This window comes from Pseudomonas sp. W3I7, from assembly GCF_030816095.1.
Taxonomy (GTDB): Bacteria; Pseudomonadota; Gammaproteobacteria; order Pseudomonadales; family Pseudomonadaceae; genus Aquipseudomonas; species Aquipseudomonas salomonii.
In genome coordinates this window covers 4199685-4216424 of the sequence record NZ_JAUSXP010000001.1, presented here as the reverse complement: position 1 = coordinate 4216424, position 16740 = coordinate 4199685, and the positions used below count along the sequence as shown (strand labels likewise).

The following is a 16740-nucleotide window of genomic DNA, read 5'->3' as shown; positions in this document are numbered from 1 at the left end:
GGACTACCCCTTTTGGGTTAGGGATTCATGGGGCTGAGCTAAGTATTTGTAGGTATTTACTATTCGACGACGCCGGGTATATTCACCCACCAGCGTTGATGGCCATGAAGGCCTGTCGTTTTTGACAAGGATAGTTATATGAATAAATCACATTTGCGAGCCATTTTTTTAGCCTCGCTTGTCTGTGTGGGGGCCGGCACGCCCGCAGCGGCGGCAGAACCCCGGGTTAACCTGTACAACTGGTTCGGGTTGATCGCACCAGAAACGCCGAAGGAATTCGAGCAAAAAACCGGCACCAAGATGCACATTGATACCTTCGACAGTGCCGAGGTCATGCAAAGCAAGGCCATGGCCGGGCGCACCGGGTATGACGTTGTCGTCGCCACCTCCAACGTGTTGCCAAGCCTGATCCAGGCGGGCGTGCTGGCCCCGCTGGACCGCAGCCAACTGAGCAACTATGCGCATATCGACCCGGAAATGCTGGCGTTGCTCGCCACCAACGACCCAGGCAACGAATACGCGATTCCTTATCTGTGGGGCACCACCGGCATCGGCTATGACGTGGATAAGGTCAAGGCGGCACTGGGTGATAACGCCCCGGTGGACAGCTGGGACTTGATCTTCAAAGAAGAAAACATCAGCAAACTCAAGTCCTGCGGCGTGGCGATGCTCGATTCGCCGAGTGAAATCATCTCCATCGCCTTGCATTACCTTGGCCTGCCGAGCAACAGCCAGAACCCCGAGGACTACCAGAAGGCCCAGGCGCTGCTGCTGAAAATCCGCCCTTACGTTCTCTATTTCGACTCCTCCAGAACCGACGCCGACTTTGCCGATGGCAATATCTGCGTGGTCGTGGGCTGGGCGAGCGGGGCGCTGACGGCCCAGGCCATCAATGAGAAAAACCACACTGGCCGCAAGATTGCCTACAGCTTGCCGCGCGAGGGCGGGCTGGTCTGGTCGGAAAACTTTGTGCTGCTCAAGGATGCGCCCAACGCCAAGGCCGGCTTGGCGTTTATCAATTACATGCTTGAGCCCGAGGTGATTGCCAAGAGCTCCAACCACACGCTGTACCCGAATGCCAACAAGGACGCCACCGCGCTGGTTGAGCAGAAGTTGCGCGATAACCCGTGGATTTATCCGTCCAAAGCCACTATCGCCACGCTGGTGCCGCTTGAGCCATTGCCGTTGAAACTCGAGCGTATCCGCACGCGCGTGTGGACCAAGGTCAAGAGCGGTACGTGACGGGCTGAGTAAGGCCCTGGCGCTTTCGCAGAGATCCCAGAGAGGGAGATAAATCATGGCCCGACGTGATGACCCGTGCGACGTGAAATCGGACGACTACCAGGCGTACAAGGAGATCGAGGAGCAGATCGGTCACTGTACGCCGGAGCAAGCCTGGGCCATGTATTACGTCTCGACCGGGATGGTGCGTGAATATGTTACACGGGCGGTCATGGAGCATATCGGCAGGGGCAACCGGGCGTTGCTGCTGGAGTTTCCCGAGTTGGCGCGGGTACAAGAGCGGTCTCGTTTGATGCTGCCTCTTTGAGTGCTTTGCTTTTCAAGGTCTTTTGAGGCGGTCTTAGGGGCGTTGGTTTTGAGTGTATATCCATTGCTGCGGTAACGGCGGCCTATGGTTCCGCTCTTACAGCGGGTCACTTTTGTAAAGACACAAAAGTAACCAAAAGGTCTTCGCCCCACCACTCGGCACCTCGCTGTGGCTCGGTGTGCCCGCACTCCGGCTTGAATCCGTGGGCCGCCGCGATGGGCCATCCTTGGCCCAGCGCGGCTAACCCGGCGTCCTGCCGGGTTACCCATGGATTCAAGCCTGCGTTCGGCCATCGTGGTTAACGGGGCGCCTCAGATCAAGATCAAGATCAAGATCAAGATCTACAGCACGGCGGCCTGAAAGCCGACCTGAGTGGTTGAAGCAAGAGCCAGATCAAGTGCAAATCAAAAGCCTATCTACCTGATACAACTGGGTCTAAATGTGGGAGCGGGCTTGCTCGCGAAGGCGGTATGTCAGTCAATTCATCTGTAACTGACCCACCGCATTCGCGAGCAAGCCCGCTCCCACAGTTGACCGCATGCGGTTTTGAAAAAGAGGTCGGCTGCGGATTTGCATGCACTGAAGAGCTGCTTTTCTGTGGGAGCTGGCTTGCCTGCGATGCAGACACCTCGGTACATCAGGTACAACCGGTTGATGCCATCGCCGGCAAGCCAGCTCCCACCTTTGACCGAGTATGGCTCTGCTGTTGCTGTTGCTGTTGCTGTTGCTGTTGCTGTTGCTGTTGCTCCGGCCCTTACATCCTTTTCGATGACGAAGTCAGCGGTCTTTTGATCTGCGCTTGTGATCTTGATCTTGATCTTGATCTGAAATCGCCCCGTCAAACACGATGGCCGGAATCTGACAGTGATTTGGGGGGTAAACCGGCAGGGATGCCGGTTTAGCCGCCCCGCGCCATGGATGGCGCGTGGCGGCGTCCCCCCAAATCAGTGTCGGATTGCGGGCATGCCGAGCCACAGCGAGGCACCGAGTGTTGGGGCGAGGACCTTTTGGTTACTTTTGCGTCCTTGCAAAAGTGACCCGCTGTAAGAGCGGAACCCTAAGCCGCCGTTACCGCAGCAACGGATATACACTCAACAACCCACCCCCCCACACATAGCGTTCGGCCTGTGTTCAACACATCTTCATGGCCCGCGCCAAGCGCAATGTACCTTGGCGTATCTCATCCCGATTGAGCGAAGCAAACCCCAGGCGCAACGCATTCTCCGACAAGCCCTCGGGCGAAAACTGACGTGCACTGCGCACCACAACGCCCTGGCCCAGGGCATTTTCCACTAACCGATCAACATCGGTCTCATCCTTAAAACGCACCCAGAGCGCCAGCCCACCTTCCGGCGTGCGCACCTGGACACGCTCGCCGAACGCCTCGTGCAGGCAGCTTTGCAACACTTCCCGCCGCGCGGCGTATTCTTTCGAAACACGGCGCAGGTGCTTCTTTAATTCACCCTCGTTGATCAGGTCTGCCAACATCTTTTGCGCGACGGCGTCGGTGTCGCCCACCACCAGTGCGGCGCTCTTTTGCAGCACTTCAATCACATTGGCCGGCGCCACCACATAGCTGCAGCGAAATGTCGATCCCAATGCCTTGGATAACGAGCCGATATAGATCACATGGCGTTGCGCGCTGTCACTGGCCAGAGGCAAGTAGGGCCGCCCGTTGAAGTGATACTCGTGGTCGTAGTCTTCTTCGATCACACAAAAATCGTGCAGCGCCGCCAAGGCCAGCAACTGTTGCCGACGTGCCGCATGCAGGCTCACGGTGGTGGGGAATTGATGGTGCGGCGTGAGGTAGATCATGCGCACCTTATGCGCTTGGCAGAGTTGCTCGATATGGTCGGTGCGGCAGCCTTCATCGTCCATGTCGACGGTAATCAAGCGCGCGCCGAGTTTGCGAAAAATCTCCCACGCCGGCGGGTAACTCAAGCGCTCCACCAACACCACGTCACCGGGTTGGATCAGCAGGCTGGCCGTGAGGTACAGCGACACCTGGGTGCCTGGCGTCAGGCAGATATTCTCGGCGCTGATCATCAGCCCGCGATTGTTGCGCAACATATCGGCCAACGCGCAGCGCAGGTAATAGCCGGTGCCTTCGCTGCCGTAGCGCACCGTGTTGGTGGTAAAGCTGCTGCGCAAGGCGTTGCGGTAGTAGCGATGCAGCACGGCTTGCGGCAACAAGCGGTGATCGCACGCGCCGTTATCGAAAAACAGCGCGTCATGCCGATGCTCCAGGGCAATCACCTGGGCGTTCTGGCTGAAGTAGGGCACGACCGCCTGCGGTACTAGCGCCGGGGCGAAGGACGGCTTGGCGTGACTGGCTGCGGGCTTGGGTGCCAGCTGCGCATTGACGAACGTCCCGCGCCGCGGCTCGCTGATCAGCCAGCCTTTGGTCAGGGCTTCTTCATAGGCCAGGATCACGGTCTTGCGGTTGACGTCGAGCAACTGCGCCATCTCCCGCGTGCCCGGCAGCAATGTGCCGGGCGGCAGCCGCCCTTCGAGGATGGCCGCGACGAGGCCTTCGGCAATCTTGCGATAGGAGGCTTGGCTTGTGCCGTCGTCAAGCTTGAGCAGGGGGCGCCATTTACGCATCTGGACCATCTGAAGTATCCAAAACTGGAGGTTTTAATGGGCCTAGTCTAGCGCAACAATCAGGCCTCACTCACTCCGAGGTTTTTATGAACACACGCCATGTAATCGAACTCTCTCCCTCGGGGAAAACCTTTGAAGCCGGTGACGAGCTGCTGCTGGACGCCATGCTCGCCAGCGGTTTGTCGGTGCCGTTCTCGTGCCGACGCGGTGCCTGTGGGTCGTGCAAGGTGGTGGTCGCCCAAGGTGAGTACCGCGCCAAGCAACTGGCCCCTGGCGCAACCGCGCGCCCAGCTACCCGTTGGCGGCCAATGAAATGCTGCTGTGCCAAAGCCATGCCTGCGCCGACATGCGCCTGGAAATACCCGGCTGGTCGCTGGACACGCCCGCGCTGGTGGTCGAGGCCACGGTGCTGAGCAAGTGCGCATTGAGCGCCGACATCATCGAGTTGGTGCTGATGCCGGATATGCCGTTGGCCGTGCGGGCGGGCCAGTACCTCAAGTTCCGCCTGGTCGATGGCGATTCGCGGTGCTTCTCGATCGCCAACCTGCCGGCCGAAGGCGATGGGCGCCTGGTGTTTCAGATTCGCCGGGTGAGCGGTGGGCTGTTTTCCGAGACCCTGCTGGGCGGCCTGGAGGCCGGCGATCTGTTGCAACTGGAAGGGCCTTTTGGTGCCTGCACCTGGCAGGACGATGACGCTGCGCCGGTCGTGCTGTTCGCCACCGGCACCGGCTACGCGGGTATCAAGCCGATCCTGCTGACCGCCTTGAAGCGGGATGTGGAGGTGACGTTTTACTGGGGCGGCGCGCAGGCAACCGATTTTTACGACCGTGCATTCCTCGACCAGGCGGTCCTTGACCACCCGCGTTTTCACTGGCACCCGGTATTGGCTGCCCAGGGCAAGGTGCAGGAAGTCGCGCTAAGCCACGGGCACCACTGGGAAGCGGCGCAGGTGTATGCCTGCGGTAACGGCGGCATGATCAGCCAGACGCGTGCCGAGTGCCTGGAAGCGGGTCTGCCCAGCCATCGTTTTATCGCCGAAGCCTTTGTGCCCAGTGGCCAGTCGAGCGCCGACACGCTGCTCAAGACACTGGATGACACCTGGGAAAAGGTCGGCCCGAGGTATTCGCTGGACGGCATGCTCGCCGCCCGTGAAAAAACCATCCGCGCCCTGGCGGCGATTGCCAGCCAGCTCAAAGTCGGCATGACCACCGGAGAAACCCTCGACATGGCCGCCGAGCAATTGCAGGCCATGGGCGCCTCCCACACCTGGCACCCGACGTACATCCGGTTTGGCGACGACACGGTTCGCCCACCGAGAGAAGGCATTGACCCCCTGCGCACGCTGCGTGCCAGCGATATCGTGGTGGTCGACCTCGGCCCGGTGTGGGACGGCTACGAGGGCGACTATGGCGACACTTTCGTCTTCGGCGCGTCAGCGCTGCACCACGATTGTTTCAAGGCTGTGCATGAAGTCTTCGATGAAACCCGCGAAGCGTGGAAGCGTGGCATGACCGGCTGTGAGCTGTATGACTTTGCCGAGGCGCGGGCCGTTTCCAAGGGCTGGCGGCTGTCCCGTAACCTGGCAGGCCACCGTATTGCGGATTTCCCCCACGCCTTGTTTGGCAACCAGGAACTGGCCGCGCTTGAGATCACGCCAAGTGAAATGGTGTGGGTGCTGGAGATCCAGCTCTGCCACCCCACCGAGCCGGTCGGCGGGTTCTTTGAAGATATCCTGATGCTGCAGGCTTGAAGGGCTAACGTGCAGCCCGCCACTGCCGCGGGCTGCACTGCCAGGCTCTGGCCGCAACGGCCTGAGCTAGAGCGGGCGCAGCTAAAAAGCCGGCTGTTGCCCTTGAAGTAATAGCTGTTTTTTGTAGGATATTTCCCGGTTTTGCGTGAACTTTGTGAACGTTGTCCGCTCATACAGCCATTGGCCATCAAGGCGATTCCTGCTGCTCAAGTGCCGTTCGGGTGTTTGATGCGCCGGCAGGAAAACTTCACAGGGATGCGAAATGGAAGTGTTTTTCCGGCCGGGGGAGTCTCTGGCCCGCTTTTGCACGTTGTACTCGCCCGTTAAAAACCTGGCACCCTCTCATCATTCGATGGCCGTGTTGCTGTTGGCAGCGCTCGGCAGCTGCGTCGCGCACGCCGCTGACCCTCCCGTACCTGCGCAGCAGTTGTTGCTGCAACAAGACCGCGAGCGCGCATTGCGTGAGCAACTGGAGCCGGCGCCGGATGTGCGCCTTGAGTTACCGCCGTCGTCCTCCAAAGGGTCTTTGCTTGAGAAACGCGAAACGCCCTGTTTCCTGATCCGCAAGATCGCCTTGAACGGCGAGCTGGCGGAGGATTTTCAATGGGCGCTGCGCAGCGCCGACCCCAAGCATGATCCCGCCACCGGCCAATGCCTCGGTGCCCAGGGCATCAACCTGACGATGAAACGTATCCAGAATGCGATTATCGAGCGCGGGTTTGTCACCACGCGCGTGCTTGCGCCGCCCCAGGACTTGAACAGCGGCGTGCTGCAACTGACCTTGATTCCCGGGCGCATTCATTCGATTCGTTTCGCCGAAGGCACCTCCACCCGCGCCAATGCCTGGAACGCCGTGCCTGCCAGCGCCGGTGATCTGCTCAACCTGCGCGACCTTGAGCAAGCGTTGGAAAACTTCAAGCGCGTGCCGACGGCCGAGGCGGATATTCAAATCGCCGCCGCCCAGGGGATGGACGCAAAGCCGGGTGACAGTGATTTGGTCATCGCCTGGAAGCAGGCGCTTCCTGTGCGCTTGAGCGTCTCGGTCGACGATTCGGGGACCGATGCCACCGGCAAATACCTGGGCTCGACCTCCGTGTCATTGGACAACCTGCTGAGCCTGAACGACTTGTTCTATGCCAGCTTCAACCACGATCTGGGCGGTGGCGATTCGGGCAGTCGTGGCTCCAAGGGCCATACCCTGCATTACTCCGTGCCCTACGGTTATTGGTTATTCGGCATTACCTCCAGCGAATATGACTATCACCAGACAGTCGCCGGGGCCAACCAGACTTACCAATACACCGGTGAAAGCAAAAACAACGAAATCAGTGCCTCGCGCTTGCTGTATCGCGATGCCGTGCGCAAAACCACGCTCAAACTCAGTGGCTGGACCCGCACCTCGCAAAACTACATCGACGACACCGAAATCGAGATCCAGCGCCGGCGCATGGCCGGTTGGGCATTGGGGCTGAGCCACCGCGAGTTCATCGGTACCGCGACCCTCGATCTGGGCGCCAGCTACCGCCGTGGCACCGGCGCGCGCAACGCCATCGCCGCGCCCGAGGAGGCGTTTGACGAAGGCACGTCGCGCTCGCAGATTATCAATGCCGACGCGCAGTTTACCGTACCGTTCAACCTCGCCACGCAGCGCCTGCGCTACACCGCCGCCTGGCGTGCGCAGTGGAACCGTACCGCGTTGGTGCCCCAGGACCGTTTTTCCATCGGCGGGCGCTACAGCGTGCGCGGGTTTGACGGTGAGAACATTTTATCCGCCGACCGCGGGTGGCTGGTACGCAACGACCTCGGCCTGGCGCTGGGCAACACCGGCCAGGAAACTTACCTGGGGGTTGACTACGGCAAGGTCGGCGGCCCTTCGAGCCGCTACTTGATCGGCGATCATTTGGCTGGCTATGTCGTGGGGTTGCGCGGTGGTTACCGACAAGTGTCCTACGACGTATTTGTCGGCCAGCCGATCAGCAAGCCCAAGGGTTTCGAGACAGCCAACACCACCGCAGGCTTCAGCCTGACGTGGGCCATGTGAGGGCTTGCCATGCAACTCGATAATCTTGAGCTGATGGTTCCGGCGTTCAGTGAGGAACCCTGGAACGAGTCTCAGGCACTGGGCGCTGCCGTGTGGCTGTGGATGCACTCGGCGAACCATCGCGATGTGCCGTTGCACACACTGAACGCGCTGCTATTGCCGGCAATTGCCAACCGCCAGTTCATCGTTGGCTACGAACACGGGCGCCCGGTGTTTTATGCCGCCTGGGCCTGGTTCAGCGCCGACGCTGAACAGCGCTACCTGCAAAACCCGGCCATCAGCCTGCCCGCACCCGACTGGAACAGCGGCGAACGCTTGTGGTTCCTGGACTGGGTCGCGCCGTTTGGCCACAGCGCACGCCTTGCCCGCCTGGTACAGCGCCATTTATTTGCCGACAGCCGCTTCAGCGCGCTTTACCACCGGGGCAATGAGCGCGGGTTGCGAATCAAGCGCTTTCAAGGTGCCGGCCTGGCGCGCACGCCGCCACCTGTTCCAGCGATTGCTCGCCATCCGTAGTGCTCGTCACATTTTTACGCTTTTCAAGACACAGGGATCGTCATGAACAAAAACCTCTACAGGATCGTTTTCAATAAAGCCCGTGGCCTGCTGATGGTAGTGGCCGAAAACGTGTTGGGGAGCAAAAAAGCCTCAGGTCGTGGCGCAGGCGTTGCCCCGGTGGTCTTGAGCGCTGAATTGACCTTGCGCCCCCTGCGGTTTGCGTTGATGGCGGCACTGGGCTTGATCACGCTGGCTTCACCCCTGGCCTGGGGCGACATCGTTGCCGACCGTGGCGCTCCCGTCGGCCAGCAGCCGGTGATCATCAATGCTGCCAATGGTGTGCCCCAAGTCAACATCCAGGCCCCGAGTGCGGCGGGGGTGTCGCGTAACACCTACAGCCAATTCGACGTCAACGCCCAAGGTGCGATCCTCAATAACGCGCGCACCAATACCCAGACCCAACTCGGTGGCTGGATCGAGGGCAATGCACACCTGGCCGGCGGCACGGCGCGGGTGATCCTCAATGAGGTCAACAGCAGCAACCCCAGCCAACTGCGCGGTTACATCGAAGTGGCCGGCGACCGTGCCCAGGTGGTGATCGCCAACCCGTCGGGTATCGCCTGTGACGGGTGTGGTTTTATCAACGCCAACCGTGCCACCTTGACCAGTGGCAGTGCGCAAATGCAGGACGGCCAACTGCAAGGTTATCGGGTCGAAAGCGGCAAGGTGGTGATCTCCGGCAAGGGCCTGGACGCCTCACAGACCGACTTTACCGATGTGATCGCGCGGTCGGTCGAGGTCAACGCCGGGGTCTGGGCCAATGACCTGCGGGTCACCACTGGCGCCAATCAGGTGAATGCCGACAACACCCAGGCGACGGCCATCAACGGTGCCGGCGACAAGCCCCAGGTCGCGATCGATGTGGCGCAATTGGGCGGCATGTACGCCGGTAAGATCAAGCTGGTGGGCACCGAAGCCGGTCTGGGCGTGCGTAATGCCGGGCAAATCGGTTCCAGTGCCGGCGACGTGGTCATCAGCGCTGATGGCCGGCTGGGCAACAGCGGGCAAATCAGCAGCAGCCAGAACCTGCAGGTGCACAGCCAGTTGGGCATCGACAACAGCGGCTCGCTGTACAGCAAGGGCACTGCGACGTTGACCAGTGGTGGCGATATCAACAACCAGGGCGTGGTCGCGGCGCAGCAGGACTTGGCGTTGACGGCACGTAGCATTAACAACGCCAGCAAATCTGTGCTGGGGGCCGGCGTGGCGGCCGACGGCAAGGTCAGCGGCAATGGTGCGCTGCACGTCAGTGCCAGCCAGACCCTCAAGCATCAAGGTTCGGCCATTGCCGCCGGCGATCTGCGCCTGGACGCGGCGAGCCTCGACCTCAAGGCGAGTGAGACCGCCGGGCGCAATGTCACGCTCACTGCCCGCGCGGGTGGCGCTGACTTGAGCGGTGCGGCACTGGATGCCACCGCAACGTTGAACACGTCGGTACAGCAGGCGCTGACCACCGACAACGCCAAGGTCAATGCTGAAGGCATTCAACTGGCGGCCGGCAGCCTGTCCAACCATCAAGGTGAAATCGTACAGGTGGGCAAGGGCACCACCGTGATCGCCGTAACCGGCAGCCTCGATAATGCCGACGGGCGCATTGCCAGTAACGCGACCGACGTGAGCCTGTCGGGTGCGGCCCTGTCCAATGCCAAGGGCCGGATCGAACACGCCGGAGCGGGCACCTTGACCCTTCAGGGCCAGTCGCTCACGGGGGCCCAAGGCAGCCTGCAGAGCAATGGTCTACTGCAAGTCACCGTCGCCGACGCGGTACTGGACGGCGCCACCACCGTGGCCCGGCAGATTCAAATCGACGCCAACCAACTGTCCAACCGCCAGGGCAACATCCTGCAGACCGGCGCGGGCACGTTGCGCATCAACACCCAGGGCCTGCTGGACAACACCGGCGCCACAGTGGCCAGTGACAGTGATATCAGCCTGACGGCTGATCGCTTGCTCAATCAAGGCGGCACGGTTCAGGCGGCGGTGGCCGGTAACCTCAAGGTCGCCGCGCATACGCTGTTGGACAACAGTGCAGGCACCCTGGCCGCCGCCAAGGGCGCCCAGTTGAGTACCGGGCAGTTGCTCAACGCGCAAGGCAAGATCACAGCAGGCGACAGCCTCACGCTGTCCGGCGCGCAGGTGAACAATGACCACGGCACGCTGGCGGCTATTGGCGCACTCAGTGTCAGCGCCGACGCACTGAGTAACCGGCAGGGCACCGTGGGTTCGGTCGGCGGGCCGCTGGTGCTGACGGTGAGCCAGGGCGCGTTTGATAACATCGGCGGTGTGGTGCAGGCCCAGCAAGGCGTGACCATTACCAGCCTGGGCCTGAACAACGACGATGGGTTGATCAGTGGCGCGGCCCTGTTGCTCGACAGTGCCGGGCAAGGCCTGTCAAACCAGCGCGGCGCCATTATCGGCAGCGGCACCGTGGACCTGCGCAGTGGTGAGCTGAAGAACCAGGCCGGGCTTATCCAGGGTAACGGTGCGATCACACTCGACACCCATGGGCAAACGTTGACCAACACCGATTCGGGCAGCGCCAATGGCATCCTCGGGCAGGCCGATATCACGCTGCGCACCGGCAACCTGAATAACAGCGCCGGCTTTATCGGCAGCAAAGGCGACGTGGCGATCCATGCTGCGCAGGTCGATAACCTCGACGCCGGTGTACTCAGCAGTGAAAAGAGCCTGCTGCTGACGGCGGGCGGCCTGAACAATCGCGGTGGCCAGTTGCAGAGCCTGGGTAACGCCCGGCTGGACATCGGCAGCGGTCGCCTCGATAACGTCGGCGGTCTATTACGTGCCGGGGGCACCTTGACGGTCGATGCAGGGCAGTTGGATAACCAGCAGACCCAAGGGAGCAATCAGGGCGTGGAGGGGCAGTCGCTGGCCCTGAACCTGGCGCAGTTGCTTAACCGCTCGGGTGCCCTGCGTGCCGACCAGTTGCTGAGCGTCAACACTACCGGGCAGTTGGATAACAGCGCGGGCCTGATCTCGTCGAGCAAGCAAGTGTCGATCCGCGCCGACCAGGCGCTGCTCAACAGTGCCGGCACAGTGATCGCCGGAGAACGGCTCGGCCTGACCAGCGCCAGCCTCAGTGGCGATGGCCGCGTGTTGAGCCTGGGCGATATCAGCCTCAACCTGGCTTCGGGGTTGGTCAATACCGGCAAAGTGCAAGCCAACGGTAATCTTGAGCTGAGCCTGCAAGGTACGCTCGACAACCAGGGTGGCGTTCAGGCCGGCAAGCAATTGCGGGTATCGAGCGATGGGGTTGAAAACCGCGCCAACGGCGAGATCAGTGCCGCGCAAGTGACCCTCGATGTGGGGGATACCCTGAGCAACCGTGGCGTGATCGATGCCCAGATCACTCGGATCAATACCCAGGTGCTCAACAACCTTGGCAGCGGCCGTATTTATGGTGATCACGTATCCATTGCGGCGGGGCAATTGACCAATGATGTGGAAGATGCCCGCGCGGCCGTGATCGCCGCGCGCGAACGCCTGGACATTGGCGTCGGCACGCTGCTCAACCGTGAGCACGCCATGCTTTTCAGTGCCGGTGACCTGTTGATCGGCGGCGCGCTGGATGCCCAGGGCCAGGCCACCGGCCAGGCGGCTCTGGTGCGTAACGCCAGCGCAAGCATCGAAGCACTCGGTGGGCTGAGCCTCAACAGTGCCGAGTTGCGCAATACCAACGAGCACTTCAGCACGCAAGTGGTGGAGGTCAGCCGCGAAGGCGTTCAGGAGTTCCAGCACACCGGCTCTGCCAATCGCTATCGCCCGGGTCAGATCTCACTCTACAACGACGAAGTCAGCCACTTGGTCAGCCCCGAGGGCGTGTCCGATAACTACAACCGCTACGACTACACCCGCACCACCACTCAAACCCAGATCCTCACCTCGGACCCGGGTGAAATCCTTTCCGGCGGCTCAATGCTGTTGACTGCCAATTCGGTGTTGAACGACAAGAGCCGGATCATCGCCGGCGGCACGTTGGTGGGCACTATCGGACAGCTCAACAACACTGAAGTCACCGGGCAGCAGACGGTGACGGACAGTGGCACGTTCAGCCATTTGTATCGTATCCATCGCAAGGGCCGTGACCGTCAGGGCCGTTCGACAGCCGCCTACAACCCGGCCGCCAGCGTCACGGATATTTTCCTGCGGCCAACCCAGTACCTGCAAAACACCACCCCTACCGGCAGCGGTTTGCAACTTGGCACGCGCCTGACCAGCAGCGTCGATCAGGCTGCCGGCGGTGCCAGTGCGGCCAAGGTCAATGTGGGCAATGGCCGAGCGCCTGGCCCGGTGCTGGAAGTGGCGGCGTTGCAAGCGACGGCGGCGGGGGGCGTGGGTGAGTCAATCCGTACCGGCGGGCTTAATGTGCAGGTGCCGGACAACAGCCTGTTCCACCTCAACCCCCAGGCCAACCCCAACTATCTGGTGGAGAGCGACCCACGGTTCACCCGTTATCGTTCCTGGCTGTCTTCCAGCTACATGCTGGACCGGCTGCAACTGGATCCGGGCCTGACCCTTACGCGGCTGGGTGATGGTTTCTATGAGCAAAAACTGATCCGCGAACAGATCGCCCAACTCACCGGCAGACGCTTCCTCGACGGCTACGCCAATGATGAAACCCAGTACCGCGCGTTGCTCGACAGTGCGCTGACCTACGCCGGCAAGTGGAACCTGGTGCCGGGTGTGGCGCTCAGCCCTGAGCAAATGGCCCAGTTGACCAGCGATGTCGTCTGGCTGGTCAAGAAGGACGTGACCCTTGCCGACGGCAGCGTGACCCAGGCGTTGGTGCCGCAGGTGTATGTGCGGGTGCGCGACGGCGACCTGGACGGCTCCGGTGCACTGATGGCGGGCAACGTCGTCGACCTCAAGCTACAAGGCGACCTGGTTAACCGCGGCACGATCGCCGGGCGCAGCGTGCTGGCGATTTCCGCCGACAACCTGCAGAACCTGGGCGGGCGCCTGTCCGGTGGCGAGGTGGAGGTCAAGGCCCGCACTGACTTGAACAACCTCGGCGGGTTGATCGATGCCACCACGCGCTTGAATACGGTTGCCGGTCGCGATATCAACCTGGTGTCCACCACGCGCAACACCGAAAGTGCCCAGGGCACCGCCACGGGTATTTCGCGGGTTGCCGGGTTGTTTGTCTCCGATGCCAAGGGCGAACTGGTGGTGAACGCGGCGCGCGATATCAACCTGAGTGCGGCGCAGATCGTCAGTTCCGGCAAGGACGGCAAGACCACGGTGGTTGCTGGCCACGATATCAACCTGGGCACGGTGACCCAAAGCCGTGAACAAAGCGTGCAATGGAACGCCAGTAACTGGCGCAAGGACGCGAGCCGCACCGATATCGGCAGTGTGATCCAGGGTGAGGGCGAGGTACGCCTGATCGCGGACAATGACCTCAATGCCCGTGGCGCCAAGGTCGTCAGCGAACAGGGCGGGGTCACCGTTTCGACCGGCCGCGACGTCAATTTAAGCACCAGCCAGAGCTACAACTTTGTCGACGAGGCCCATAAGGTCACCGGCAGTAACAGCCTGTTCTCCAGCAAGACCACCACAACCCGCGACACCGTGAGTGAAACCCGCGCCCAGGCCACCACCCTCAGTGGCGAGACCGCGTGGGTCAAGGCCGACAATGACTTGAATGTGCGCGGCAGTAACGTGGTCTCCACCAGTGGCACCACCCTGGTGGCCGGGCACGATGTGAATGTGGTGGCCGCCACCGACCAGCTCAGCGAACAGCACTTCAAGCAGGTCAAGCAAAGCGGGCTGTTCAGCGGTGGCGCCATCGCGGTGACCATCGGCAGCCAGCAGCGCAGCGACCAAAACCGTACCGACAGTGAAACGGCGGCGGCCAGCACCATCGGCGCCACCGATGGCAACGTGAGTATCCTGGCCGGCAATGCCTACCGTCAGGTCGGCAGCCAAGTGACGGCGCCCAAGGGCGATGTGAACATGGCCGCGCGCTTGGTCGATATCCTTGAGGCCCGTGACCAGCAGCACATCACCCAGGAGACCAAGTTCAAGCAAGGCGGCCTCACGATTACCGTGACCAACCCGGTGATCGAAGCCGTGCAGACCGCCCAGCGCATGAAAACCGCGTCCGACCGCACCGATGATGGCCGGCTCAAAACCCTGGCGCTGGTCAATACCCTGATGGGGGCGGGCAACGGCTATATCCAGTACGACAAGGACCCGTCCATGGCCGGCGGCGTCAATATCAGCATTTCGGCCGGCACCAGCAAGAAGGAAAGTAAAACCGAGCAGACCTCCAATTCGGCCGCCAGCTCGTCGGTGTTGGCCGGTGGTGATGTCAACATTACCGCGGCCGGCGCCGGCGAGAACAGCAACCTGACCGTACAAGGCAGCCAGATCACCGCCGGCCATGACGTGAACCTCAAGGCCGACGGCGCTATTGCCTTGCTGGCCGCGCAAAACACGGTGCAACAGCGCACGACCGAAAAGGGCAGCAACGCCAGCCTTGGGATTGGCATTGCCATCGGCGGCCAAACCACCGGCATCAGTTTTAACGCCGGGGCGTCCCAAAACCGCGGCAAGGCCGATGGCGATGATGTGGTCTGGAGCAATACCCATGTGGACGGCGGTAATAAGGTCTCGCTCGATTCCGGTGGCGATACCCGACTCAAGGGCGCAGTGGTGAGCGGCAAGCAAGTCACGGCCGATGTGGGCGGTGACTTCAGCGTCGAAAGCCTGCAGGACACCAGTACCTACAAGGCCAAACAGACTAGCCTGGGCGTGGGCGTGAGTATTTGCGTGCCGCCATTTTGCATCGGCTCATCGAGCTTCACGTTGAGTCAGAACAAAGGCATTCAGAAATCCAACTTTGAAAGCGTCACTGAGCAGAGCGGCATTCGGGCCGGCGACGGTGGTTTTGATATCCGGGTCAAGGGCAACACCGACTTGGTGGGCGGCGTGATCGCCAGCAACGACAAGGCGATTGCCGATGGCAAGAACAGCTTGAGTACCGGCTCATTGACCACCGCTGACTTGCACAACAGCGCCAAGGCCAGCGCCGACAGCAGTGGGCTCACCCTCAGCAGCGACTTTGTCGGCCAGGGCATGTACGGCGCCAGCAAGGCCTTGTTCAGCAACTACCTGGATGCAGGCAAGGCTTCGGACTCGTCCGAGGGCAACACGCGAAGCGCGGTGAGTGCCGGCAATATCCTCATCACCGATGCCTACCGCCAGCAGCAATTGACCGGCCGTGATGCCAGCCAGACGGTGGCCAGCCTTAACCGTGACACTGCCCATTCCCATGTCGGCGCCGGGCGCCAGGACCTGGACAAACTGCAGCGTACCGCCGAGGCAGAGCAGGCGATCAAGAATGAGGCCTATCGCCAAGGGGTGCAGTTTACCGATGAGGCGTATCGCACCATGTTCAAAACGCCGCCACAGATGTTGGCGCTGGAGCTGGATGAACAGGGCAATGTGAAGGAAGGCCCGGACCACAAGCCGTTGTTCCGTGTAGTGGGTGATGCAGAAAGGCAACACCTGCAGGCGGATGAAAACAACGTGGTCAACGTAGCCCTCAATGGCATTTTCAACGACGACAAAGCCGCGGCAAAATACGCGGCTCAGCATCGCGACCCTGGCGCGACCGGGCCACAGTATTTCATGTGGTTTCCCAAGGCGGGCAATACTCTGTCGGAGCTGTTGATTGCCGGGTATCAGAAGGCGATGGATAACGACTTCTTCGGCTTGACCAACTACACCGCGGCCTCGCGCCAGCTGCAGCTCGACTATGGCGCCACTGGCTTGCACCTGACTGAACACAGTCGCGGCACTATGACCGGTGGTAACTCTCGACAATCCATTTACAACATGCCGGATGCTGCCGGGTTACTCAGCAAGACTACGGTGTATAACTTCGGTGGGGCGTTCAATGTTTACACTGCCGATGAACAGTTGGCCTTTTTGCAAAACCGTTCGGCCGTCACCGACCCCGTCGAACAGGCGAAGATGGTTCTTAAATACGAAGTTCATAACAACGACCCGGTGGGCAGATGGTTCTTCATGGGCAATAACCCGGGTACTGGCGGCGTAATACCTGAGGGCAGCAGCTTGCTCAAGGAGTTGGGCAATGTCTTCACCGGTGATACGACCATGCACAGCTGTTATGGCAGTGGTGCGCAAGCCTGCGCAAGGTATTGGCCGCAAGGCACGCCGGTACTGGTGCCTGTCAGCCCGAGAAAATAAGGA

At 61.2% G+C, this 16740-nt stretch carries 6 protein-coding genes and 1 pseudogene; 6 read left to right on the top strand and 1 reads right to left on the bottom strand.

Features of this window, described 5'->3' with window-relative positions; all coding sequences use genetic code 11:
• The first annotated feature begins 138 nt into the window (after positions 1-138).
• Both QF043_RS19345 and QF043_RS19340 read left to right on the top strand, forming a co-directional pair.
• Complete coding sequence (locus QF043_RS19345) at positions 139-1242, top strand: polyamine ABC transporter substrate-binding protein (protein WP_307419830.1); 1104 nt, start codon at positions 139-141, stop codon at positions 1240-1242.
• Positions 1243-1297: 55 nt separating this feature from the next.
• Entirely contained in the window at positions 1298-1549 is a 252-nt protein-coding gene (locus QF043_RS19340; protein WP_099547849.1) for a hypothetical protein, read from the top strand.
• Positions 1550-2680: 1131 nt separating this feature from the next.
• On the opposite strand, the gene QF043_RS19335 is transcribed toward QF043_RS19340, so the two are convergent.
• Complete coding sequence (locus QF043_RS19335) at positions 2681-4162, bottom strand: PLP-dependent aminotransferase family protein (protein ID WP_307419829.1); 1482 nt, start codon at positions 4160-4162, stop codon at positions 2681-2683.
• A 77-nt stretch (positions 4163-4239) separates the two neighbouring features.
• Here QF043_RS19335 and QF043_RS19330 point away from each other — a divergent pair.
• The 4 genes and pseudogenes from QF043_RS19330 (at position 4240) to QF043_RS19315 (ending at position 16737) form a co-directional block, all read left to right on the top strand.
• Positions 4240-5903 (top strand): annotated as a pseudogene (locus QF043_RS19330) (M24 family metallopeptidase).
• Positions 5904-6165: 262 nt separating this feature from the next.
• Positions 6166-7944 (top strand): ShlB/FhaC/HecB family hemolysin secretion/activation protein, encoded by a 1779-nt coding sequence (locus QF043_RS19325; RefSeq protein WP_307419828.1) that lies wholly within the window; start codon positions 6166-6168, stop codon positions 7942-7944.
• Between the two features lie 9 nt (positions 7945-7953).
• Positions 7954-8460, top strand: a complete 507-nt coding sequence (locus QF043_RS19320) for a toxin-activating lysine-acyltransferase (RefSeq protein WP_305458790.1) — start codon at positions 7954-7956, stop codon at positions 8458-8460.
• A gap of 42 nt (positions 8461-8502) precedes the next feature.
• Positions 8503-16737, top strand: a complete 8235-nt coding sequence (locus QF043_RS19315) for a hemagglutinin repeat-containing protein (protein ID WP_307419827.1) — start codon at positions 8503-8505, stop codon at positions 16735-16737.
• The last annotated feature ends 3 nt before the right edge of the window (positions 16738-16740 follow it).